At 65.8% G+C, this 22203-nt stretch carries 21 protein-coding genes; 5 read left to right on the top strand and 16 right to left on the bottom strand.

Annotation, left to right across the window (positions count from 1 at the left end):
• Nucleotides 1-3 precede the first annotated feature (3 nt).
• Together ACFQU1_RS16040 and ACFQU1_RS16035 are read right to left on the bottom strand one after the other, a co-directional pair.
• Nucleotides 4-783 (bottom strand): DUF2243 domain-containing protein, encoded by a 780-nt coding sequence (locus tag ACFQU1_RS16040; RefSeq protein WP_378134368.1) that lies wholly within the window; start codon nt 781-783, stop codon nt 4-6.
• A 53-nt stretch (nt 784-836) separates the two neighbouring features.
• Nucleotides 837-1181, bottom strand: coding sequence for a DUF2934 domain-containing protein (locus ACFQU1_RS16035; protein WP_378134366.1), 345 nt, complete (start codon nt 1179-1181; stop codon nt 837-839).
• A 233-nt stretch (nt 1182-1414) separates the two neighbouring features.
• Between ACFQU1_RS16035 and ACFQU1_RS16030 the strand changes: the two genes are divergently transcribed.
• The gene (locus ACFQU1_RS16030; RefSeq protein WP_378134364.1) at nt 1415-2068 is read left to right on the top strand and encodes a class I SAM-dependent methyltransferase; all 654 of its coding nucleotides are present in this window, start codon (nt 1415-1417) and stop codon (nt 2066-2068) included.
• Nucleotides 2069-2074: 6 nt separating this feature from the next.
• Here ACFQU1_RS16030 and ACFQU1_RS16025 read toward each other — a convergent pair whose 3' ends face one another.
• Together ACFQU1_RS16025 and ACFQU1_RS16020 are read right to left on the bottom strand one after the other, a co-directional pair.
• Nucleotides 2075-3667, bottom strand: coding sequence for an alpha-amylase family glycosyl hydrolase (locus tag ACFQU1_RS16025; RefSeq protein WP_378134362.1), 1593 nt, complete (start codon nt 3665-3667; stop codon nt 2075-2077).
• Nucleotides 3668-3746: 79 nt separating this feature from the next.
• Complete coding sequence (locus ACFQU1_RS16020; RefSeq protein ID WP_378134360.1) at nt 3747-5438, bottom strand: alpha-amylase family glycosyl hydrolase; 1692 nt, start codon at nt 5436-5438, stop codon at nt 3747-3749.
• A 143-nt stretch (nt 5439-5581) separates the two neighbouring features.
• Between ACFQU1_RS16020 and ACFQU1_RS16015 the strand changes: the two genes are divergently transcribed.
• Complete coding sequence (locus tag ACFQU1_RS16015) at nt 5582-6043, top strand: DUF2231 domain-containing protein (protein ID WP_378134358.1); 462 nt, start codon at nt 5582-5584, stop codon at nt 6041-6043.
• 101 nt (nt 6044-6144) lie between these two features.
• On the opposite strand, the gene ACFQU1_RS16010 is transcribed toward ACFQU1_RS16015, so the two are convergent.
• On the bottom strand, nt 6145-8019 hold the full coding sequence (locus tag ACFQU1_RS16010) for an ABC transporter ATP-binding protein (protein ID WP_378134356.1): 1875 nt from the start codon (nt 8017-8019) through the stop codon (nt 6145-6147).
• Entirely contained in the window at nt 8012-9355 is a 1344-nt protein-coding gene (locus tag ACFQU1_RS16005) for a beta-glucosidase (protein ID WP_378134354.1), read from the bottom strand. The genes ACFQU1_RS16010 and ACFQU1_RS16005 overlap by 8 nt, the downstream gene beginning before the upstream one ends.
• A 236-nt stretch (nt 9356-9591) precedes the next feature.
• On the opposite strand from ACFQU1_RS16005, the gene ACFQU1_RS16000 reads away from it, so the two are divergent.
• The 3 genes from ACFQU1_RS16000 (at nt 9592) to ACFQU1_RS15990 (ending at nt 12364) form a co-directional block, all read left to right on the top strand.
• Nucleotides 9592-10614, top strand: a complete 1023-nt coding sequence (locus tag ACFQU1_RS16000; protein WP_378134352.1) for a glycosyltransferase — start codon at nt 9592-9594, stop codon at nt 10612-10614.
• Nucleotides 10607-11833, top strand: a complete 1227-nt coding sequence (gene glf, locus ACFQU1_RS15995) for a UDP-galactopyranose mutase (protein ID WP_378134350.1) — start codon at nt 10607-10609, stop codon at nt 11831-11833. The genes ACFQU1_RS16000 and glf overlap by 8 nt, the downstream gene beginning before the upstream one ends.
• A 153-nt stretch (nt 11834-11986) precedes the next feature.
• Nucleotides 11987-12364, top strand: coding sequence for an SPW repeat protein (locus tag ACFQU1_RS15990; RefSeq protein ID WP_378134348.1), 378 nt, complete (start codon nt 11987-11989; stop codon nt 12362-12364).
• 181 nt (nt 12365-12545) lie between these two features.
• Here ACFQU1_RS15990 and ACFQU1_RS15985 read toward each other — a convergent pair whose 3' ends face one another.
• The 10 genes from ACFQU1_RS15985 to ACFQU1_RS15940 all read right to left on the bottom strand — a co-directional run bounded on the left by ACFQU1_RS15985 (nt 12546) and on the right by ACFQU1_RS15940 (nt 22196).
• Nucleotides 12546-12812 carry a hypothetical protein gene (locus tag ACFQU1_RS15985; RefSeq protein ID WP_378134346.1) on the bottom strand — a complete coding sequence of 89 codons (267 nt, stop codon included), beginning with the start codon at nt 12810-12812 and terminating at the stop codon, nt 12546-12548.
• 49 nt (nt 12813-12861) lie between these two features.
• Nucleotides 12862-13386: a DUF4142 domain-containing protein gene (locus ACFQU1_RS15980; protein WP_378134344.1), complete on the bottom strand. Its 525-nt coding sequence runs from the start codon at nt 13384-13386 to the stop codon at nt 12862-12864.
• A 176-nt stretch (nt 13387-13562) separates the two neighbouring features.
• A complete protein-coding gene (gene phnN, locus ACFQU1_RS15975; RefSeq protein WP_378134342.1) occupies nt 13563-14168 on the bottom strand; it encodes a phosphonate metabolism protein/1,5-bisphosphokinase (PRPP-forming) PhnN in 606 nt (201 codons plus the stop codon).
• Nucleotides 14169-14299: 131 nt separating this feature from the next.
• Nucleotides 14300-16381, bottom strand: a complete 2082-nt coding sequence (locus ACFQU1_RS15970) for a 3-hydroxyacyl-CoA dehydrogenase NAD-binding domain-containing protein (RefSeq protein WP_378134340.1) — start codon at nt 16379-16381, stop codon at nt 14300-14302.
• A gap of 79 nt (nt 16382-16460) precedes the next feature.
• Nucleotides 16461-17450 (bottom strand): D-2-hydroxyacid dehydrogenase family protein, encoded by a 990-nt coding sequence (locus ACFQU1_RS15965; RefSeq protein WP_378134338.1) that lies wholly within the window; start codon nt 17448-17450, stop codon nt 16461-16463.
• A gap of 25 nt (nt 17451-17475) precedes the next feature.
• Complete coding sequence (locus tag ACFQU1_RS15960) at nt 17476-18240, bottom strand: enoyl-CoA hydratase/isomerase family protein (protein ID WP_378134336.1); 765 nt, start codon at nt 18238-18240, stop codon at nt 17476-17478.
• Between the two features lie 11 nt (nt 18241-18251).
• The gene (locus ACFQU1_RS15955; RefSeq protein WP_378134334.1) at nt 18252-19016 is read right to left on the bottom strand and encodes an ABC transporter ATP-binding protein; all 765 of its coding nucleotides are present in this window, start codon (nt 19014-19016) and stop codon (nt 18252-18254) included.
• A gap of 5 nt (nt 19017-19021) precedes the next feature.
• The gene (locus ACFQU1_RS15950; RefSeq protein WP_378134332.1) at nt 19022-20230 is read right to left on the bottom strand and encodes an ABC transporter substrate-binding protein; all 1209 of its coding nucleotides are present in this window, start codon (nt 20228-20230) and stop codon (nt 19022-19024) included.
• Between the two features lie 44 nt (nt 20231-20274).
• Nucleotides 20275-21324, bottom strand: a complete 1050-nt coding sequence (locus tag ACFQU1_RS15945) for a branched-chain amino acid ABC transporter permease (protein WP_378134330.1) — start codon at nt 21322-21324, stop codon at nt 20275-20277.
• Entirely contained in the window at nt 21321-22196 is an 876-nt protein-coding gene (locus tag ACFQU1_RS15940; RefSeq protein WP_378134327.1) for a branched-chain amino acid ABC transporter permease, read from the bottom strand. The genes ACFQU1_RS15945 and ACFQU1_RS15940 overlap by 4 nt, the downstream gene beginning before the upstream one ends.
• Between the last annotated feature and the right edge of the window lie 7 nt (nt 22197-22203).

The following is a 22203-nucleotide window of genomic DNA, read 5'->3' as shown; positions in this document are numbered from 1 at the left end:
GCTTCAGCTATCGATGCGCAGCGCGTTCAGGCAGCCGGACGGCAGCCCCGCGCCGCTGACGAGAATGGCGCCGTGCCGGAAGAGACCCCAGCCGGATCGTCCGTCTCCCACCCGGATGACGACGAGCTCGTCGCTGCGGTCGGCCCAGACCAGTTGTCCATCGGCCGCAGCGATGGCTGCAAAGACCGTCTGTGGGGAGGTTCCCGGCCGGAACAGCACCGTGGTGAAGTCGCTGCCCGGCACCGGCTGCAGCGCCTGCGCACCTGCCCCGACGACCAGCAGCGTGGCCAGCAACGGCACGACGGCCCGCAGCACCGGCCGACGGGTACCACCGCCGCCCTGACCTTTGCGCATCAACAAGCCCGCGAGGAGCGGAATGATGCCGAACAGGGCGAGCCACAGAAGATCCCACGCCAGGGGGCTGCCGCTGTCCATGCGAATGCGATGGATGCCCAGGAGCCAGTGGGAGAGGACGGCATCCACCACGTGCCAGCTGCCGAAACCAATCAGCATGGCGGCAAAGAGCCGACGTCCGGCGCGATGGCCGGGGCTGCGGAGCGCCGTCCAGAGCAGCCACAGGCCGATGGCGGCAATGACATACATGATCGCATGGAAATAGCCGTCCGCAGCGACCTGCAAGCGGATGTCCATGCCGCTGATGGCACTGAGCAGATGATGCCACTGCAGGATCTGATGCAGGAGAATGCCATCGAAGAAGCCGCCGAGAGCAAAGCCGAGGAAGTAGCCCGACCCGTCGAAGCGCGTGCCAATGCCTTGAGCCATGGCTTCCTCTGGTGAACACGGCCTCGGCGAAAGCACCCGGCGGCCAGATTAGACTACGTGTTGTTGTCGCGGTCGGCGGAACCCGAGGCGCTGCCGCCGGTCGCTCCCCCACCGGTGCCGATGCTCCCCACACTGGCGCCCGGGCCGCCGCCCGGGGTCGTTCCGCCGGGCTGCAATCCGGTAGACAGGCCGCCAGCGCCAGCCGTGCCCGCCCCACCTATCGATCCTTGGCCTCCAGCCGATGATTCGCCTTCCGATGCCTGGCCGCTCCCCATCTCGTCATCGAGCTCGCGGCGGGCCTGCTCCCAATGTTCATGATCGCGGCCTTCCGGCCGCCCCTCGCGCTCCCAGATCTCGTGCGCGCGTGCTTTAATCCGCTCCTCGTGATCGGCATTCATGGCGCTTCCTCCCGTCGTCGCCGCAACGACCTTGCGGCGGGCTGCCCACGCCGAGAGAACGGGCGCGCCCGTGAGTCGTTCCCAAAGCTCGATGGCCTTCCGCTGTCATAGAGAAGTTACGCGGAACCTGGATCATGAAGCGGGCGTTGGATGCGCGGGTGTTCCGGTAGGGCGCCGGCCGCTCTCGCAATTGCGCGGCCTCGGGAGGTCGCGGGCCCCGAAGGGAGACAGGCGTGAACAATACGGCTCTGAATGACCTCGACGGCGCGGCGGTCGATCGCGCCTACCAGCTGTGGGCGCCGGTTTACGACGTAGTCTGCGGCGGCATCTTCGAGCAGGCGCGGCGGTCGGCGGCAGAGGCAGCCCGGTCCGTCGGCGGCCGCATCCTGGAAATCGGCATTGGTACGGGTCTTTCGCTCGACCACTACAAGGACGCCGGCGTCCAGCTGCACGGCATCGACCTTTGCGCCAAGATGCTCGCCAAGGCCCGCGAAAAGTCCCGCTCTGGGCGCTATCCGCATCTGAAGCAGCTCGAGGTGATGGATGCCCACAAGCTCATCTATCCGGACAGCTATTTCGACTGCACCGTGGCGCAATTCGTCATCACGCTGGTCGCCCGGCCGGAGCAGGTCCTGTCCGAATGCGCCCGCGTCGTCCGTCCAGGCGGCGAGATCATCCTGGTCAATCATTTCTATTCCGAGCAGGGCTTTGCCGCCGCCGTGGAACGCATCGCCGCGCGGCCACTGCGCAAGGTTGGTCTGCGCCCGGAATTCCCGCTCGCCCGGCTCGAGCAATGGGCGGAAGAAGACGGGCGCACCAAGCTCATCGACACCCGCAAGGTTGGTCTTCTCGGCAGCTACACGCTCGTGCGCTTCCGCCGCGTCTGAGCGCCGTCAGCCCACCGCGATGATCACGCCCTCGTCGGCACGCAGCGCCAGCCGGCCGGTCACGCTCTCGCCCTCACGGTCGAGATGGGTCGAGAGCAGGATGCGGCCCTGGGCCAGCCGCTCGCCGAAGTCGACGGTCTCCGGTTCGGGGCCGAGATTGAGCGCGACGACGACGCGTCCATCCTCGCTCACCCGCTCGAAGGCGAAGAGGTCCTTGGTCATCTCGATCGGCACATAGCTGCCCGCAACAAGTACCGGCGTTGCCTTGCGGAGCGCGATGAGGCGCCGATAGAGCGTGAGCAGCGAGCGCTCGTCCTCGGCAAGTGTCGCGACGTTGCGCTCCCGCCAGTCCGGTGAGAGCGGCAGCCAGGGCTTGCCCGTTGTGAAGCCGGCATTGTCGGAGCGGTCCCACTGCATGGGCGTGCGCTGAGGGTCACGGCCGAGGCCGAGGCCCGGCTCGTTCTTCTCGGCGGGATCCTGCACGAGATCGGGCGGGATCTCGGCGTCCTCCAGCCCGATTTCGTCGCCGTAATAGAGCGTCGGCGTGCCGCGCAGGGTGAGCAGCTTCATGGCCGCGACGCGGGCTTGCGGCTGGCCGACGCGCGAGGCGATGCGCGGCCTGTCATGGTTGCCGAGAACCCAGTTCGGCCAGCCGCCGGCGGGCAGCGCGCGCTCGTATTCCTCGACGATGCGCGCCAATGTCCGCGCATTCCAGGGCGATTCGACGAGCTGAAAATTGAAGGGCAGATGCGCGCCCTTGAGATCGGCGCCGTAATAGGCGACGAGCCTTTCGAGCGGCAGATAGATCTCGCCGATCAGCACGCGCTCGGCATAGCCGTCGAGAACGTGGCGCATCTCGGCGATGACGTCGTGAATCTCCGGTTGATCGGCGGAATAGACCTCGAGATAACGCCGGATCTCCGGGTCGCCGGGCTGGAACCCCGGATTGGGCGGATTATCGCGGAATTCGGCGTCTTTCATCAGGTGCCAGATGACGTCGACGCGAAAGCCGTCGGCACCGCGGTCGAGCCAGAAGCGCATAACGTCGTAGATGGCTTCGCGCACGGCCGGATTGCGCCAGTTCAGGTCCGGCTGCTCCTTCAGGAAGGCGTGGTAGTAGTACTGGCCGGTCGCCTCGTCGAATTCCCAGGCGCTGCCCCCGAAGTTGCTGCGCCAGTTGTTCGGTGGCCCGCCATCCGCCGCCGGATCGCGCCAGATATACCAATCCCGCTTGGCGTTGTGGCGCGAGGCGCGACTTTCCTCGAACCAGGGGTGCCGGTCGGAGGTGTGGTTCGGGACGAGATCGAGGATGAGCTTCAGGCCACGCTGCCGCGTCTCTTCACGCAGGCGGTCGAAATCCGCGAGCGAGCCGAAGATGGGATCGACGTTGCAGTAATCGGCGATGTCGTAGCCGAAGTCGGCCATGGGCGATTGATAGAAAGGCGACAGCCAGACGGCGTCGACGCCGAGACAGATGAGATGATCGAGGCGTCGCGTGATGCCTTGCAGATCGCCGATGCCGTCACCGTTCCCGTCCTGAAAGGAACGGGGATAGATCTGGTAGATGATACCGCTCTGCCACCAGGCGAGCTCCGCCATGTCGGATCTCCTTCCGATGTCGTATTGCGCATGCTAGCCGCCGCCCTGTGATGGACGTGCGACGGCGGCGGGACGCCGGTCAGAAATGGGCCGTCCGGATGAGAAGACCCTCGTCGGGCCTGAGTTCGACCGTTCCGGCAAGGCCTTCGCTCTCCCGGTCGAGATGGGTCGTGAGCACGAGCTGGCCCGGCCGGGGCAGGCTGAAGCGCTGAGGCTTGTTTCCGGTGTTGAGGAGAACGAGCAATTCCTCGCCGTGCAGATGGCGCCGGAACGCGAGCACATCGCTCGCTGGGGGGAGAATCTCGCATTCGCCGGCCAGCAGCACCGGCTCGGCCTTCCTGATCGCGATGAGCTGGCGATAGAGCGCCAGCATGGACCGGGCATCGGCCTCCTGCACGGCCACATTGCGCGCGGCGATGCCTTCGCCCACGGGCAGCCATGGCGTGCCGGTGGTAAATCCCGCCTGCCGCCCGCCATTCCAACGCATCGGCGCGCGTTCGGGATCGCGGTTGAGGTCATAGCCGGGAACAAGGCGCTCGAAGGGGTCACGCGCCTCCTCGCTCGGAACGGGCACGATCTCGACCCCGATTTCGTCCCCGGCGTAGAGGATCGGCGTGCCGGGCAATGTGAAGGCGAGCATGGCCGCGATCCGCGCCTGCGCCTGGCCCATCCGGCTTGCGATGCGCGGCTTGTCGTGGCTGCCGATCACCCAGTCCGGCCAGGCGCCGTCGGGCAATGCGTCGAGATAGGCCTCGATCGCATGCGCGAGCTCCGATGCCGACCAGGGGGCGTCCATCAGCGCGAAGTTCAGCGGCAGGTGAAGGGCCGGGCGCTCCTTGCCGTCGAAGGCGCCGATGCGCTCGGTTGCGCCCTGCGTCTCGCCGAGAAGAACGCGGTCGGGGAATTCGTCGATGACACCCCGTAGCTCCTCGATGATCGCCAGCGTTTCCGGCCGGTCATCCGTATAAACCCGCTTCAGCCGCTCGGGCGGCGGCGTCTTGCCCTCCTCGAAATCGGGATTGGGAGGATCGTCGCGGAAACGGTCGTCTTCGAGCAGCACGGCGCTCGCGTCCATACGGAAGCCGTCGGCGCCGCGCTTCATCCAGAAGCGCAGCAGGTCCGCCATGGCGGCCTTGACCTCCGGATTCCACCAGTTGAGGTCCGGCTGCGCCTTGAGGAAGGCATGGTAGTAATACTGGCCGGTCGCCTCGTCATAGTCCCAGGCGCTGCCGCCGAAGCGGCTGAGCCAATTGTTCGGCGGCCCGCCGTCCGGCGCCGGATCGTGCCAGACATACCATTCGCGCTTCGGGTTATCGCGCGAGGCGCGGCTCTCCTTGAACCAGGGATGCTGGTCGGAGGTATGGTTCGGCACAAAATCCACGATGAGACGAATGCCGCGCTCGTGCAGGGCCGCGACCAGCCGATCGAACGTCTCCATCGTGCCGAAGACGGGATCGATGCCCGTGAAATCGGCAATGTCATAGCCAAAATCGAGCATGGGCGAGGGATAGATCGGCGACAGCCAGACCGCATCGACGCCGAGCCGTGCGAGATGGTCGACGCGCGCCAGGATCCCGGCGAGATCGCCGATGCCGTCGCCGTCGCTGTCCTGAAATGAGCGCGGATAGATCTGGTAGATGACGGCGTGCTGCCACCAGGTGAGCTCGCCGGCGCCCGCATGGGCACCCCGGCCGTCCTCGGTCGCGGCTTGGGGCAGCTGTGCCAGCTCGTCGATCGGCGCGCCGCCGCTGCCGGCCATCTCGATCCTCATCCCCGTACCTCCACGGTCTGCGCGAAGGGAACGGGCGAAGACAGGGATTGTTTCGGGTCGCCCGCCTCAGGCTGCGCGCGCGGAACAAGCGGGGCGAGGTGACCGTTGCCGTTGCAGCCGCACCAATGGGAGGAGCGCCAAAAATGGGTCTCAGAAATCCCGACAGCACGGCAACGATCGGCGGTCATCCGATCCACCCGATGCTCATTCCCTTTCCGATCGTTTTCTTCCTCTCGACCCTCTTCACGGACGTCGTGTTCTGGGCAACGGGCAACCCGGCCTGGGCGACGGCGGGTGTCTGGCTTCTCGGGGCTGGTATTCTGACCGCGCTGGCGGCGGCAATCGCAGGCGTCGTCGACTTCATGGGCGACACACGCATCCGTGCGCTCAACGATGCCTGGCAACATGCCCTCGGCAATGTCATCGCCGTGCTGATCGCGCTGTTCAACTGGTATTGGCGCTACCAGTACGGCGCAGACGCCGTGCTGCCGCTCGGCCTCATTCTCTCGCTCGTGATCGCCGCGATCCTCGGCTTCACGGCCTGGAAGGGCGGCGATCTTGTCTACAAGCACCGCGTCGCCGTCGAGGACGATCCGCGCGCCTAGAGCTCTTGCGGCTCGTCGAGCGCCAAGAGCCCGAGTCGGCGTCACGTGAACCAACCCGCTCGACAACGCTCTCGGTTGCTGGTGGGCGCCCTGATGCCTCTCTACGGCTGATTTGCATTCAGGGGCACGGTATCCGCCCGCGCCGCGGCGTCTGCCGGCAGTCCTTCGGCCTGCAGCCGCCACATCCGCTCGAACAGGCCGCCGCGGCGTCTGAGCTCGACTGCGCGGCCGTCCTCGACGATGCGGCCGTTCCACATGACGATCACACGGTCGAAGGCCGCGATGGTCGACAGCCGATGCGCGACGGCGATCACCGTGCGCCCTTGCATCAGTTCGACCAGCGCGCGTTGGACCTCCATTTCCGACTCGGTGTCGAGCGCGGAGGTCGCCTCGTCCAGGATGATGATCGGCGCGTTCTTGAGGAAGGCCCGCGCGATGCCGATCCTCTGCCGTTGACCGCCCGAGAGCTTCGTGCCGCGCTCGCCCACGATCGTGTCGTAGCCCTGCGACAGGAAGCGGATGAAGCCGTCGCTATGGGCGGCGCGGGCCGCCGCATAGACCTCCTCGTCCGTCGCGTCCGGGCGCCCGAAGCGGATGTTCTCCATCACGCTGCGATGGAATAGCGTGATTTCCTGGGGCACGACGGCGAGGGCGTTGCGCAAGCTGTCCTGAGTCACCGATCGGACCGGCTGGCCGTCGATCAGCACCTCGCCGTCCTGAACGTCGTAGAGGCGTTGGATCAGGCTGACGAGGGTCGATTTGCCGGCGCCCGAGGGGCCGACAATGCCGACCTTCTGGCCTCCCGGAATATAAAGGTTGAGGTTATGGATCGCCTCGCGTCCGTGGCTGCCGTAGGTGAAGCTGACGTTGCGCAGCTCGACGGAACCGGCCTTGGCGTGCAGCACGCGCTGCTCGGGATCGTCGGTCAGCGTCGGCCGCTGGCCGATGACCCGCAGGGTGTCTTCGATATAGCCGAACTGCTGCACGATATCGACGAAGGAGAGCACGAGGTCGCGCGCGCCGTGCAGGATGCGGAAGGTGAGCGCGCTGACGATCACCACGTCGCCAGTCGTTGCCAGGCCCGCTTGCCAGCGGTAGAGCGCCCAGGCGAGCATGCCGGCGGCCATGATCCACAGCATGACGTCATAGAGCAGGCGGGTCTTCTCCGTATACATCCAGCTGCTCTGCTGCACCCCCGCCTCGGTGGTGAAGCGGGTGTCGAGCCGCAGGCGCTCGCGGCCACGGGCAGAGAAGGCCTTGACCGCCCACATGTTGGAGATGATGTCGGTAAGCTCGCCCGCGGCCTCGCCCGCTTGTGCGGCATAGGCCCGGTGGAGCGGCCGACCGCGCTCGCCGAAGCGGATCAGCCCGGTCGTGACGGCGACGACGAAAAGCCCGAGCGCGATCGCCATGGGCCAATCGATGGTGGAGAAGACGATGATGGCGCCGATGAAGTCGACGCAGGGCGGCGCGACCCGCCAGACCACCGCATTGGCGAGCGCGCCGAAATTACCGGCCGTCGCCGTGATGCGTTGGCCGAGCGAGCCGGCGCGATTCTCCGTGAAATAGCGCATCGGTTGACCGCTCAGGTGGTCGAAGAGGTCTATGCGCATATTGACGCCGGCGCCGATGGTCGCCCGGCAACCCAGCCAGCCGCTCAGCCGCCATAAGAGGCTCTCGCCGGCGATAAGGCCGATGAAGATCATCAGCACCGACCAGACGGCGCCCTCGTCCGAAGGGCCGGCCGCCATGGCGTCGATGAGGAGCTTCATCGCATACTGCACGGCAACGGCGCAGGACGCGGCGGCCAGGACGAGCACCGCCAGCGCGCCGAAATGCAAGCGCCAGAGGGCAAGATAATGCCCGATGAAGGCGCCGGGGGAGGTGAGGTGATGCGGCAGGGCTTCCGTGCCCGCGCGCGTCGCGCGCGCCTCCGGCTGGATCACCGCCTCGCGCAGGCTCGCCGTTTCAGTCATTGCTGGCCACCAGACTGAGCTGGCCGCGCGGCGCGGCCAAGCTGGGTAGAGGGGCTCGCGCCGCCTCGATCATGAGCTGTTGACGCTCGAGTTCTTCGAGCAGGGCCTCGCAGACGCGGCGATTGCCATTTTCATCCGGCACGGAAAAAAGCCCCACATCACAGCAGCGTTCGTTTTCCCAGCCGGGGTAGTCGACGATCGGATAGAGGCAGAGGCCGAGGACAGGGACGTCTGCGGCCAGCGCCGCTCGCACCTCACCACAGACATAATGGAGCCATGAGGCCCGAGCGCTGCCCTCCGCCCCGGTCTCCGAGACCATCACCGGCCTGCCGTAACGGGCGTGCGTTTCCGACAGAATCTCGCGGAAAGGGCGATAGCTGTGGTGGCCGAAGGGAATGGTCGGTCCGTTGAATAGCCACTGGTTGTCCGGATAGAAATTCACGCCGACGATGTCGAGATAGTCCGCCCGGCCACCGAGTTCGGGCTCGAGCTTGCCCGAGATGAGGTCGCAAGCCTCGAATTGCAACAGCCTGTAGCCCTCGGCGGCGGCCCGGTCGCTGCGCCGCTTGGAATGGGTGGTGACGTGGATGCCCGGCTCGGCATAGACGAAGCGCGCTCGCCGATCCACGGCACGCACGGCCTCAATCGCCGCTATGGCGGCACGCGCGAGCTGGCGTTTCAACTCACCGCCGCGATGGCGCGTCGCCGGGTTCATGCGCGCGACCTCCCCACCGGCCCAGGCCCAGAAGGACATCTCGTTGACCGGGCAGTAGAAGCGGACAGCGTCGCTCTCCTCTCGCATAATGCGCGCAGCCTCGCCGGCAAAACGCGCGAAGCGGTCCACAAAGGCCGCAGACCAGATGTCGATGTCATCCGGCCAGCCGTAGTGGCAGAGATCCCAGATCACCTGCGTGCCTGTGCTGTGAGCCGCCCGGATCATCGGCAGAGCGCTCGACCAGTCGTAGCGGTGCGGGCTCGTCTCGACCAGGTGCCAGCGCAGTCCATCCCGCACCGTTCTGAGGCCGACGGTCTCTAGGCACCGGTAGTCGGCTTCAGCGAGTTCATCGTGGCGCGTGGCCGCCAGAAGATCGAGACGGGTCCCGTCGCGCCGACGGTGCGTGGAGCATTCGAACCCTCCCATGAAGAAGCTTTCGAACGGACTTTCGACTTCCATCTGGTCATCCCGGCTTGTGCCACCCAGGACTCTGAATGCCCGAGCGGCGGTTCGGTTCAGTGGCGCGATCGGTTTATCGGCCCATGCCCTGGGGCAATAGTTAACAAACAGGAACTTTTTGGGGCAGAGATCGTTAGATCCGAAGCCGAGATCGTTTCGCATCCGGGCCCCCATTCATTAGCCAAGCTTTGCCGACAGGCAGCGCGCCCACGTGGAGAAGTTCGATGTTTCACGCGCAAGCCAGGTCTTGCCGGCCCGATCTTGTGTGCTTTTCGCATCTGCGGTGGGATTTCGTTTATCAGCGACCGCAGCATCTTTTGTCCCGTGCAACTGAACGCTATCGCGTTCTGTTCATCGAAGAACCGGTTTTCGAGATTGATGCAGAGCCCCACTTATCTGTGAGCGATCGGCCGCAAGGCGTCATCGTCGTCGTGCCCGTCCTGCCCCCAGGGCTCGGCGAAGAGGCGGCGGCCGGCGAAATCCGGCGCCTCCTGTCGGCGTTCCTGCAGGATGCGGATCCCACCGGGCGCGTCCTTTGGTATTACACGCCGATGGCCATGGCCTTCAGCCGCGATCTCAGGGCGGATGCCGTCGTCTACGACAATATGGATGAATTGTCCGCATTTCTCGGCGCCCCGCCCCGGCTGCTGGCGCTCGAGCAAGAGCTTTTTGCCAGGGCCGATCTCGTCTTCACCGGCGGCATGAGCCTTTATGCCGCCAAGAGCGGCCGCCACAAGAGCGTTCACGCTTTCCCTTCGAGCATCGACGCGGCCCATTTCGGCGCCGCGCGGCAGGGGCAGGCCGACCCGGATGACCAGGCCGGCATCGCGCGTCCGCGGATCGGCTTTTTCGGCGTCATCGACGAGCGCATGAATATCGACCTCGTGCGCGAGGCGGCCGAGCTTCGGCCCGACTGGCAATTCGTGATCCTCGGGCCGGTGGTCAAGATCGATCCCGCGGTCCTGCCGCGGCAGCCGAACATCCACTGGCTCGGCCCCAAAGCCTATGTGGACCTGCCGCGCTATCTCGCCCATTGGGACGCAGGCTTCATGCCCTTTGCTCTCAATGAGGCGACCCGCTTCATCAGCCCCACGAAGACGCCGGAGTTTCTTGCCGCGGGCGTGCCCGTCGTATCGACGGCGATCACCGATGTGGTGAAACCCTATGGCGAAAGGGGGTTCGTCGAGATCGCCGACGGCCCTGCCGAACTCGTCGCCAAGCTCGATTGCGTGCTCTCCCGTCCGCGCGAGCCTTGGCTCGCCGAGGTCGGCCGGCATCTCCAGACGATGTCCTGGGACAAGACCTGGGCCGGCATGCTCGACCTCATCCAGGCCGCCGCCCGGGCCAATGGGCGCGCACAGGCCTCACCCGTCATCACACCCGTGCGCGCCCGCGCCATGGAAGGAGCTCCACATGTTTGATTGGCTGATCGTCGGCGCGGGCTTCGCCGGCAGCGTTTTGGCCGAACGTCTCGCCACCCAGCGCAATGAACGTGTGCTCTTGATCGACCGGCGGCCGCATGTCGGCGGCAATGCCTATGATCGGCATAATGAAGACGGTCTGCTGATCCATGAATACGGGCCGCATATCTTCCACACGAACAGTGCACAGATTTTGGATTATCTCTCGGCATTCACCGAATGGCGGGACTACAGCCATCGCGTTCTCGCCGACGTCGACGGCCAGCTGGTCCCGATTCCGATCAACCGCACGACCATCAACCGCCTCTACGGCCTGTCGCTGACCTGCGACGAGGAGGTGGAGGCGTGGCTTGCGGCACGCGCCGAGCCGGTCGACACCATCGAGACCTCCGAAGACGTCGTGGTGAGCAAGGTCGGGCGCGAGCTCTATGAGAAGTTCTTCCGCGGGTATACGCGCAAGCAGTGGGGGCTCGACCCGAGCGACCTCGACAAATCGGTCACCGCACGCGTGCCGACGCGGACCTGCACCGACGACCGCTATTTCGCCGACCGCTTCCAGGTGATGCCGAAACACGGCTTTACCCGGATGTTCGAGCGCATGCTGCGCCATCCCAATATCAAGATCATGCTGCAGGCCGACTACCGCGACTTGCGAACGATCGTGCCGCATAAGCGCGTGATCTATACCGGACAGATCGACGAATACTTCGACTTCTGCTATGGCAAGCTGCCCTATCGTTCACTGGCCTTCGAACATGTGACGCTCGACAAGACGTGGCATCAGCCGGTAGCAGTGGTCAATTATCCGCAGACGAAAGACTATACCCGCGTCACGGAATACAAGCATCTCACCGGACAGGATCATCCGAAGACGGCGCTCACCTACGAGTATCCGACAGATATAGGCGATCCCTATTATCCGGTGCCGCGCGCTGAGAACCAGGAGCTCTATAAGCGCTATGAGGAGCTTGCCAACGCGACGCCGGATGTCTGGTTCGTCGGGCGGCTTGCGACCTACCGCTATTACAATATGGACCAGGTGGTCGGGCAGGCGCTTGCGACCTTCCGCCGGCTCGACGAGGTGATCCCGCGGGCCGATCGCCTGCCGGCCGATAAGCGTCTCCTCGGCGTTCTAGCCGGCCAGCGCAGCGCGACCGGTGGGCGAGCGGTCGTCGGCGGGGATTCGGGCCGTCCGGTTCTTCATCGGTTCGAGAGCTGACCGGCGATAATCGGATGAGCAGGGGAACTGGCGGTTGTCGCCCAGTGTTTCCTTCGGTGGCGTAGGGCGGCGGACCAAGCCGGTCCGCCGTCGCTGCCGATCAGGGCAAAGACGGTTATCACCCTGACGGCGTCGCGCCGAGAGGAGGCACCGATGCAAGTCATACCAACACGTACGCACGGGATCATCGATTATATAGTCGGCATCATCCTGATCATCGCGCCATATTTGCTCGGCTTTGCCGACGGAACAGCGGCGCAATGGGTGCCCATGATCCTGGGTGCAACCACAATCGTCTATAGCCTGTTGACGAATTACGAATTGGGGGCCGTTCGTATTCTTCCGATGCCTGTCCATCTGGGACTCGATGGATTGAGCGGCCTTCTGCTTGCGGCGTCGCCGTGGCTCTTCGGCTTCGCCGATCGCGTATTCTGGCCGCATCTCATCATCGGCCTCTTCGAAATCGTGGCCAGCATCTCGACCCGCCGCGAGCCGGACACTCTGACGGGAACGACGGCAAGGGCCCGCTAGCACCGCCGATCGTGCGCCTTTGTGCGCACGATCCCGCTCCCGCGCCGAGGTCCAGAAGTCCAGCCCCAAAAATCGAGCCCAAGACGTCAATCAAGCCCAAGACGTCGCCGTGACACGACGCCGTCTTGGGCTTCAATCGTTTCCTGGGCTTCAATCGCTATGGTGTCTGAAAATAGCCGGCTCAGCTGCTGGTACTGCCCGTGCCGTCTGCGGAGCCGGGCGGGGAGAGCGTGCCCGAGCCCGGCGTGGCGTCCTCATTGGTCAGGTCCGGGTCGGCATGCGGGCCTGCGGCTGGAGATGCGTTGTTCTTCCGGTCGTCCGCTAGCGGCTTGCTGGCCGGCTCGCCCGATCCGTCCTTTTCGACGACATCGGCTGCGCTCCTGTCGTCGGGCCGGTGCCTGTCACCGTCGTTTGCGGCAGTCTCCGGATGGGGTTTGGGCTCGGCCATGAACGTCCTCCGGTGGGACGGCTCGGGCGAGGCGCCCGAGCCAGCCGCTTTACTGCGCCTGCTGGGTGATCGCCTGAATGTGCTCGTAATGCATCTGCAGGGTCGGCAGCGTTTCCTGCGCGAAGGCCACCATCGTCGGATTATCGCCGCCCTGCGAATAAGCGGTGAAGAGCGCGACGGCTTCCTGATGCGCCTGCTGCTGCATCTGCACGTAGAGCGCATCAAACTGCCCTGCGGGGGCCGCGGCGAGTTGATCGACCATGGTCTGGTGGCGAGAATCGAGCGCAGCCGGAGGCGCGGCGATGCCGGCCGAACGGGCGCTCGCCACCATCTGGCGCGCGGCTCTCGAGTGGTCCCGGATCATCTGATTGGCGAAGCGCCGTACTTCGGGATCACGCGATTTGCGCAGCGCGATCCGGCTCGATTCGATCTCGAATGTATTGGAGGCGGTTGCCGTAGGAACGAATTGCGCCGTGCTGGTCATCATCGCCATCGAGGTCGGAGCCGGCGTGCTGACGCAGCCGCTCAGGCCCATGGCCGCGGCTGCCACGACAAAAAGGACTGTCCGTTTCATGGTGAGGTGCCTTTCCTAGGGTCGCGGGATTTTTACCTTTGAAGGCTTGCGGTACCTGAACGCGTGGAAGCGTCGGCAGTTCCGAAGAGATTGGGCGGCGCAGCGCCGCGGGGATCGTCTTTGAACCGCTCGGAGGGCCGGCGGCGGCGATCGAGGCCCGGCGGCCGCGATCGGCTCTAACGGTCTGCGAGAATGGAGACGAAGGCGGTGACCGCCCTGTCCAGAGGCCCGCTGTTGTCGATGTCGACATCGCAGCGCAGGTCGGCAAAGGCTTGGGCGCGATCGAGCCGCGCCGTCAGCGCACCGCCGCTTTCGCGCGCGCGATTGGCGATACGCGCCGCCAGCACGCTGTGGGTTGCGGTGATGCCGACGACTGTCACGTCGGCATAACGCGCACGCGCCGCGTCGATCACGGTTCGCGAGACATTGCACACGACGGTGGCCCCCCGGCCAACGGCAAGATCGATTGTTTGCGGCAGGCCGTAGCAATGGCCGTGGGCCTCCCAGTGCAGCGCGAAGGCGCCGCTCGCGGCGAGCGCCGCGAAAGTGGCATCGTCGACGCTGAGATTGTCTTCGTCCGCCGACGGGGGGCGTGTGACGGTTCGGCGGGGAAAAACGAAACGGGGGGCGCTCGCAAGTCGAGCCATCGCCGCGCGCAAGACGCTATCCTTGCCCGCGCCGCTCGGGCCGACGACCAGGACAACGCGGCCGGGGCCCAGGCGCTGGCCGGCCTTCGCGCCGCCGTCGGACGAGGCGCTTGCGCAAGCAGAGTGATGTCCCATGCGATACCGCCCTGTCGCCCGGATGCGAGCGCGTCAGACTTTCCCGACTGTGCTGCAGCCGTCAAGCCGTTCGAGAGACAGCGCTGGCCGATCGCCTGTCACGGCCTCTCCCCCCGGAGCTCGGGCCGCCGTCAGGTCCTGATTGAATCGAGCATGGCCTTGACGTCGCCGCGCAGGAAAGTCGGGCCGGTCGCCTGCTCCACCTCGCGGATGATGCCCTCGACCTCGGCGTCGCTCATGCGGGAGGCGAGGAAGAGCGGTCCGCCGCGGTATTTCGAGAAGCCGTAGCCGTTGACCAGAACGAGGTCGATCTCAGCGGCGGAGCGGGCCACGCCCTCCGCGAGAATGAGCGCTGCCTCGTTGAGGATGGCGCCGAGCGCCCGGCGCTGGATCTCGCTCTCGGAAAAGCTGCGCGGAGCGCCGCGGCGCGCGGCTTCCTCGCGGACGATGTCCAGGACGACCGGATCGACCTTGCCGCGGCCGCTTCCCGCATCCGTATAGTCGTACCAGCCGGCGCCGGTCTTGCGCCCGAGCCGGCCCAACTCGCAGAGGCGGTCGGCGATATGCACATAGCGCTCGCGCGGATCGCGGGTCGGCGCCTTGCGCTTGCGCGTCAGCCAGGCGATGTCGAGGCCTGAAACATCGGAAACGGCGAAGGGCCCCATCGCAAAGCCCAGCGCCTCCAAGGCGCCGTCGACCTCGTGCGGTAGCGCGCCTTCCTCCAGCATGAATTCGCATTGAGCACGGTAGCGCGAATAGATGCGGTTGCCGATGAAGCCCTCGCAGACGCCGGCAAGGATCGGGAGCTTGCCGAGGGCCTTGGCGACCGCCATCCCCGTATTGACCGCCTCCGGCAGGCTTTGGGCGCCGCGCACCACCTCGACGAGACGCATGCGATGGGCGGGCGCGAAGAAATGCAAGCCGATCACATCGCCCGCGCGACCGCTGGCAACCGCCAGCGCGTCGAGGTCGAGATAGGACGTGTTGGAGGCGATGACGGCTCCTGCCTTGGCGAGCCGGCCGAGGTTCTCCATCACCGCCGTCTTGACCGTCACGTCCTCGACGACGGCCTCGATGACGAGATCGGCATCGGCGAGCGCGTCGAGATCGGCGGCATAGCTGACGCGAGCGGAGGCATCGGCCGCCTTCTCGGCCGCGAGCCGGCCGGATCGCACGAGATCGCCAATGGATTGCGCGATGCGGCTGGCAGCGCGGTTCAGCACGTCCGCATTGGTGTCCGTCAGGGTGACGCCGAAGCCGGCGGCGGTGAAGACCGCGGCGATGCCCGCTCCCATGGTGCCCGCTCCGGCGATGCCGACATGGCGGATGGTGCGCGGCGGGTGGGCGGCTGCATTCTCGATGCGGCCGGCAGCGCGTTCGGCGAAGAAATTGTAGCGCAGCGCCGCGGCTTCCTCGCTGACGCGCAGGCGCTGAAAGACCTTGCGTTCCTCGGCGAGCGCCGCATCGAAGGGCTCGCTGACGGCCCGCTTGATCGAGGCGATGGCCTCACGCACCGCCTCGCGCCCGCGACCGGCCTTCAGACCGGCCGCCTCGGCCGCGGCGATCGCTGCCTCGTCTTCCGCCGGCACGGGAAGGCTGGCGAGGAGCTTCTTGCGACCGCCGAGCCCGCGGGCGAAGGCCGTTGCCGCGGCGCGGAGATCGGCGACGGGGACGACCTGGTCGACGATGCCGAGGGAGGCCGCCTCTTCCGCCTTGATGCGCTTGCCGGCCACGATCAGATCGATGGTACGCGCGATGCCGACGAGCCGCGGCAGACGTTGCGTGCCGCCGGCGCCCGGGATCATGCCGAGCTGCACTTCCGGCAGGCCGACCACGGAGCCTTGCCCCGCGATGCGCGCATCGCAGCCGAGCGCGAGCTCGAAGCCGCCGCCCAATGCTGCCCCGTGAAGGGCCGCGACGACGGGCTTTTCGCAGGCCTCGATGTCGGCGATGACGGCCGGCAGCTCCGGCTGTTGCAGCGGCGCGCCGAATTCCTTGATATCCGACCCGGCGATGAAGGTATTGCCATGGCCGATGATCACGCCGGCCACCAGCAAGGGGTCGGCGGCAAGGCGGGCGATCGCATCACGCAGCCCGGCGCGCACCGGCGTCGAGCCCGCATTCACCGGCGGGTTGTCGATGACGATGACGGCCACATCGCCGTCGATCTCGAAGCGAACGGGCGCAGGGCTGGTGTTGCCGATCGACGTCATGCTCTTTCCTCGCTCTACGCTGCCGTTCTGGAGCGTGCCCCCTGCACGCCCGAACTCCCTCGGTATACCGAAATTCGGCTCATCGCCGCGCCCGGGCCGCGTCGACGCCGTTCAGAACCCGCAGGGGCGAGCCGGCGAGCCAGGCCGTGATGTCCTCGACAGCGTCGGCGAAATAGACGCGATAGGTCTCTTCCGTCACATAGCCCAGATGCGGCGTGGCGACGACATTAGCGAGCCTGCGGAAGGGGTGGTCGGCCGGCAGCGGCTCGCGATCGAAAACATCGAGCGCTGCCCCGCCGATCCGGCCGTTCTCCAGCGCCTCGATCAGCGCCGGCTCGTCGATCAGCGGCCCGCGCGATGTATTGACGATGATGGCGCCGGCTTTCATCAGGCCGATTTCGCGCCGGCCGATGATGCCTGCGGTCTCCGGCGTCAGCGTGAGATGCAGTGTGACGATGTCGGAGACCGCGAGCAGCTCGTCAAGCGAGGCGGCGAAGCCGATGCCGAGCGCCGCGCTGCGCTCCGGCGTATTGGACCGCGACCAGCCGAGCACGTTCATGCCGAAGGCGCGGCCATAGCCTGCCACCAGCTGCCCGAGCTTGCCGATGCCGGCGACGCCGAGGGTCTTGCCCTTGAGGCCGCTGCCCACCGAGATCTGCCAGCGTTCACCGCCGGCGCGAAAATTGGCAACCTCCGCCGGGATGTGGCGCGTGAGCGCGAGCAGCAGACCCCAGGTGAGCTCGGCGGCCGGGCCGACGGTGCCGCGCGTGCCGGCCACCGTGATGCCGAGCTCCGCAGCCGCCTGCATATCGATCGCTGCATTCAACATCCCGGTCGTGAGAAGAAGCTTCAGCTTCGGCAATCGCGCGAGGAGATCGCGGCCGAAGGCGGTGCGTTCGCGCATGGCGAGCAGGATGTCGTAGTCCGCGAGCCGCGCCGCAAGAACCTCCTGCCCCTCGACATGGTCGGCGAAGCGATCGACCTCGACCGCACCTGCGAGGCCACCCCAATCGGCCATGGCGAGGGCGACGTCCTGGTAATCGTCGAGAATTGCGCAGCGCTGGGGCATCGGAATTGTCCGCTCGGTCCGGCGTTCAGAAGGCCGGCTTGCGCTTTTCCGCGAAAGCGGCTTGGGCCTCCTTGGTATCACGCGTCCGCGACAGGTCGTGAGTGATCGTCTGCTCGTAGCGATAGGCTTCGCGCGGCGGCAGGTCTTCGGCCACGGTGAAGCCGCGCTTCACCCATTTGACGGCGAGCGGGCTCTTGGCTGCGATCTCGCGGGCGATCGTGCGCGCTTCGTCCATCAGCGCCTCGCGCGGAACGCAGGCGCTGACCACGCCCTGGCGGTAAAGCTCGGCCGCCGGGATCTTGCGGCCGGTGAAATAGATGAGCCGCGACCAGGAGCGGCCGAAATGCTCCATCATCAGCTTGCCGCCGCCGGCGAGCCCCACATCGAGCTCGGGCATGCTGACCCAGCTGTCCTCCACGCATAGCATGATGTCGCAATAGAGCATCAGCGCGAAGCCGGCGCCGATCGCCGGGCCATTGGCTGCGCAGATGACGGGCTTCGTGCAGTCGGAGACCGCATAGAAGAATTCCCGCGTCAGCCGATTGTGGCCGATATAGGCTCCCGCGTCGGCGGCGAGCAACGGGCGTTCCTTGATGTCCGCGCCGGCCGAGAAGATCTTGCCGGCGGCGGTGAGGATCACGACGCGCACGTCCTCCCGGTCACTGAGACTGTCGAAAAGCCAGGTCATTTCCTCGCGCAGCCGACGGTTCTGGGCATTGACCGGCGGACGGTCCATGGTGACCGTCGCGATGAAATCCGCGACTTCGAGGCGGCAGGTCTGCAAATCCATGACGTGACCTTTCAAGGGGAGGCATGCGCGGCAGCCTGGCCGCCGAGATAGCGCTTGGAGAGGTTCTCGCGATCCATCAGGCTCGCGGCCGGACCTTCCTGGACGAGCTTGCCGCTTTCGAGCACATAGCCATAGGCCGCGTGCCGCAGCGCCAGCGAGACATTCTGCTCGACGACCAGAATAGACAGCCGCCGTTCGGCATTGATGCGCGCGAGGATCGAGAAAATCTCGGCGGCGATCTTCGGCGCAAGCCCGAGCGAGGCCTCGTCCACCAGGAGAAGCTCGGGCATGGCGAAGAGCGCGCGACCGATGGCCAGCATCTGCTGTTCGCCACCGGACAGATAGCCGGCTTGCGAGCTGCGCCGGCGCGCAAGCGCAGGGAAATAGCCGAAAATCTCGTCATAGACCCGGCGCGGCGCCTGGGGCGTCCGCTTGCCCCTGGCGAAGGAGGCGGCTTCCAGGTTCTCCTCCACCGTCATGGTGGGGAAGACGAAGCGCCCCTCACGCACATGGAGGATGCCGCGACGGGCGAGGGCGAAGGAGGGGAGCCCCGCGATCGGCTCGCCGTTGAAGACGATCCGGCCGGCCCGCACGCGGCCGTTCTCGAAGCGGAGCAAGCCGGAGATCGCTTTCAACATAGTTGACTTGCCGGCGCCATTGGCGCCGAGCAGTGCCACAAAGCCGCCCTCCGGCACAGCGAGTGAGACCTGGTCCAAGGCTTCGATCGCCGCACCGTAGACGACGCTGAGACCGGCGACCTCAAGGGCGGCACCCATCGCGGCTACTCCGCCTTCGTCCAGGGCGCCGCTTCCACGACCGTCATCTTCCCATCCTTGAAAGTATAGCGGTAGATGACGCCATAGGGGATGCGGTTATCCTCGAAGCTGATCGGCATTCCGAAAACGCCGCCGCCGTCGAAATCCTTGATCGCCGTCATTTCCTTGATGAGATTGTCGCCGTTGAGGGCGAGATTCTTGTCGATGGCATTGCCGATCGCCTCGCGCAGCAGCAGGGCAGTCGCCCAGCTCTGCATGTAGCCGATATTGGCATAGCCCGTATAAGGCTTGTCCTTCCAGGTTTTCAGATAGCCGTCGATGGTCTTCACCATCGGCTTTTGGCTCTGCCCGACCAGAAGGTCGAAGCAGACCGTGCCGAGATAATTGTCGGCCGCATCGCCGATCGAGCTGATGACCTCCGGCTGCGAACTGAACAGCGTGCCCATGATCTGGGCTTCGACGCGGTAATCGCGCAGGAGCTTCACGATCTCCGGCCAGACATTACCGGCATAGCCATGGAAGATGACATAGTCGGGCTTGGCATTGCGCAGGTTGATGGCATGCGCCGTCACGTCCACCTCGACGAATTTCGTCTCTTGCTCGAGCGCGATGGTGATGCCCTGCTCCTTGGCGCGGGCCCGTATATTCTCGAGGGGATCGCGGCCGAATTCCGTGGCGCTGTAGACGAAGGCGACACGTGGGGCGGCGCTCCCCTTGAAATTCGCCTTGATATAGTCGAACAACATCGCGACCTGGTCCGTATAGGTCGGTCCCACTAAGAAATGGTACTTGTATTTCTTGGTATCGACGAGATCCGATGACGGGCCGGTGCTCGACATCAGCACCTTGTAGGTCTCGTTGTTGTCCGGGCTGATGGCCCGGATGAAGGGCGTGCCGTCACCGCCGGAGAAGATCACGTCGCCGTCGGCCACCGCCTTCTTGAAGCCGGCGACGCCGAGCTCGACCTTGTATTCATCGTCGTAGAAGGAAGCGACGATGTTGCGGCCCTTCACGCCGCCGTTCTTGTTGAGCCAGTCGATGGCATGCTGCCAGCCGATCTGCTGGGCCTGGCCGGTGATGGCGAGCGGCCCCGTCAGCGGCACCGGAATCCAGAATTTCAGCTCGTCTGCGGCAAGGGCCGCCCTGAGCCCGGCGATGGTCGAGCCGGCAAAGGCGGTCGCTGCGGCCATCTGCAATGCAAGTCGTCTCGTCATTCCACGCATTGTCGTTCCCTCCCGTGCCGATGACATCCCGGCCGTCAATGTTCGGATTGCCGTGCCTCGACCGTTTCCGCGCGTCCGAATGCCCGTTCGACGAAACCGACGAGCCCGCGCGGCTCGAAGATCAGGAAGGCGACGATGAGCCCTCCAAAGATGATTTCGCGCAGCGGCGACAGCAGACGCGCCAGATCCGCGCCGCTTCCCGCCATATGTTCCAGAATGAAGCGCAGGATCTCCGGCATGATCGTCATGAAGATCGCGCCGAGGATGGAGCCCAGGATCGATCCGCGCCCGCCGACCACGACCGCGGCCAGAAAGAAGACGGAGACCGGCAGCGTGAACTGATCGGGGTTGACGATGCGCAGGAATGCGGCGAGCAGCGCGCCGGCGATGCCGGCATAGGCGGCGCCGAGCCCGAAGGCGATCAGCTTGGTGCGCACCACATTGATGCCGAGCACCTCCGCCGCGTAATCCTTCTCCCGCACGGCAATGAAGGAGCGGCCGATGCGCGTGCGAAAGAGATTGCGCGCCGCGACTGCGGTGAGGAGCGCCGTGAGCGCTACCGCATAATAGAAGCCGGTATCGCCGAGGCCGAAGACATCCACCTTCGGCAAGGAGAGGCCGCGGTCGCCGCCGGTGACCGAGGTCCACTGCTGGAAGACGAAATAAAGCGAATACTGCGCGGCGAGCGTCGCAATCGCGAGATAGACGCCCTTGATGCGCAGCGCCGGCACGCCGAAGACGAGGCCGATGGCGAAGGCCGCGACTGCGCCGACGAGCATGTTGAGCGCAAGCGGCGTGCCGAGATGAAGCCACATCAAGGCGCTCGCATAGGCGCCGACGCCGAGGAAGGCGGAATGGCCGATGGACAGGAGGCCGGCATAGCCGACCGTGAGATTGAGGCCGACCGTTGCGATGACGTTGATCGCGATGAGGCAGGCCATATAGATCACATAGACCGAGCCGAAGGACGGCAGAACGGCGAGGCCGAGGGCGATGAGCCCCCAGGCGACAGCCTCCGTGAGCCCGGACGGCCTGGCGATGGCGGCCGGCGCGGCGGCTGCGGGCGAGGTCAGCTGGCCGCTCATATGCGCTCGATCCGTCGCTCGCCGAAAAGCCCGGTCGGCTTGATGAACATCACAAGAAGCACCACGAGGTAGGGGATGAAGCTCTGCCATGAGGCGCCAAGATAGGCGCCGACGAGGGTTTCCAGCCAGCCGACGAAAAGCCCGGCAATGACGACGCCGCCGACGCTCGTCATGCCGGCGAGCATGACCACGGCGAGCACATTGAGCGCGACATTGCCGAGCTGCGGCGTGACGCCGTTGACCGAGCCGGTAATGATGCCCGAAGCGGCGGTGAGCAGGCCCGCGAGCCCCCAGGACAAAAGAAAGACGGCACGGATGTTGATGCCGAGGCTTTCGGCGGTGATCTGGTCGGTGGAGGTGGCGCGAATGGCCGTGCCCGCGCGCGAGAAGCGGTAATAGGCCATGAACAGGCCGGCGATGATGCCGACGATGATGAAGCCCCAGGCAAGCTTGCCGGGGATGAGAATGTCGCCGAGAAAGAGAGGCTTGCGCGGCAGAATCTCAGTCAGCTGGCGAATATCCGGCCCCCAGATCAGTGAAGCGACCCCGCGCAGGATGCTCGATATGCCCAAGGTCACCATGACGAGCACGACCGCTGGGCGGCCGAGCAAGGGCCTGAGCAGCGAGCGCTCGATCGCCATGGCGAGGACCGCCGATCCGACGAGGGCGCCACCGAGGCCGATGATCCAGCCGAAGCCGAGCTGCGTGTCGACCAGATAGAAGAGATAGGTGCCGAACATCATCATCTCGCCCGTCGCGAAGTTGAAGATGCTGGTCGCCTTGTAGACGATGACGAAACTAAGCGCGGCGAGGACGTAGATCCCGCCGGAGGCGATGCCGACGAGGCTGAATTCGAGGAGCTGGCTCAGCATGCCCGTC

Origin of the sequence: Chelatococcus sp. GCM10030263 (assembly GCF_042666455.1) — a bacterium.
In the GTDB taxonomy this organism is placed as follows: Bacteria; Pseudomonadota; Alphaproteobacteria; order Rhizobiales; family Beijerinckiaceae; genus Chelatococcus.
The sequence above is the reverse complement of the archived record's forward strand: the minus strand, read 5'-3'. Positions and strand labels throughout refer to the sequence as shown.

Bases quoted from the DNA above. Each gene is read 5' to 3' on its own strand.
- ACFQU1_RS16040 (WP_378134368.1), bottom strand. From the start codon at position 783: ATGGCTCAAGGCATTGGCACGCGCTTCGACGGGTCGGGCTACTTCCTC.
- ACFQU1_RS16035 (WP_378134366.1), bottom strand. From the start codon at position 1,181: ATGAATGCCGATCACGAGGAGCGGATTAAAGCACGCGCGCACGAGATC.
- ACFQU1_RS16025 (WP_378134362.1), bottom strand. From the start codon at position 3,667: ATGGCGGAGCTCGCCTGGTGGCAGAGCGGTATCATCTACCAGATCTAT.
- ACFQU1_RS16020 (WP_378134360.1), bottom strand. From the start codon at position 5,438: ATGAGGATCGAGATGGCCGGCAGCGGCGGCGCGCCGATCGACGAGCTG.
- ACFQU1_RS16015 (WP_378134358.1), top strand. From the start codon at position 5,582: ATGGGTCTCAGAAATCCCGACAGCACGGCAACGATCGGCGGTCATCCG.
- ACFQU1_RS16010 (WP_378134356.1), bottom strand. From the start codon at position 8,019: ATGACTGAAACGGCGAGCCTGCGCGAGGCGGTGATCCAGCCGGAGGCG.
- ACFQU1_RS16005 (WP_378134354.1), bottom strand. From the start codon at position 9,355: ATGCGAAACGATCTCGGCTTCGGATCTAACGATCTCTGCCCCAAAAAG.
- glf (WP_378134350.1), top strand. From the start codon at position 10,607: ATGTTTGATTGGCTGATCGTCGGCGCGGGCTTCGCCGGCAGCGTTTTG.
- ACFQU1_RS15990 (WP_378134348.1), top strand. From the start codon at position 11,987: ATGCAAGTCATACCAACACGTACGCACGGGATCATCGATTATATAGTC.
- ACFQU1_RS15985 (WP_378134346.1), bottom strand. From the start codon at position 12,812: ATGGCCGAGCCCAAACCCCATCCGGAGACTGCCGCAAACGACGGTGAC.
- ACFQU1_RS15980 (WP_378134344.1), bottom strand. From the start codon at position 13,386: ATGAAACGGACAGTCCTTTTTGTCGTGGCAGCCGCGGCCATGGGCCTG.
- phnN (WP_378134342.1), bottom strand. From the start codon at position 14,168: ATGGGACATCACTCTGCTTGCGCAAGCGCCTCGTCCGACGGCGGCGCG.
- ACFQU1_RS15970 (WP_378134340.1), bottom strand. From the start codon at position 16,381: ATGACGTCGATCGGCAACACCAGCCCTGCGCCCGTTCGCTTCGAGATC.
- ACFQU1_RS15965 (WP_378134338.1), bottom strand. From the start codon at position 17,450: ATGCCCCAGCGCTGCGCAATTCTCGACGATTACCAGGACGTCGCCCTC.
- ACFQU1_RS15960 (WP_378134336.1), bottom strand. From the start codon at position 18,240: ATGGATTTGCAGACCTGCCGCCTCGAAGTCGCGGATTTCATCGCGACG.
- ACFQU1_RS15955 (WP_378134334.1), bottom strand. From the start codon at position 19,016: ATGGGTGCCGCCCTTGAGGTCGCCGGTCTCAGCGTCGTCTACGGTGCG.
- ACFQU1_RS15950 (WP_378134332.1), bottom strand. From the start codon at position 20,230: ATGACGAGACGACTTGCATTGCAGATGGCCGCAGCGACCGCCTTTGCC.
- ACFQU1_RS15945 (WP_378134330.1), bottom strand. From the start codon at position 21,324: ATGAGCGGCCAGCTGACCTCGCCCGCAGCCGCCGCGCCGGCCGCCATC.
- ACFQU1_RS15940 (WP_378134327.1), bottom strand. From the start codon at position 22,196: ATGCTGAGCCAGCTCCTCGAATTCAGCCTCGTCGGCATCGCCTCCGGC.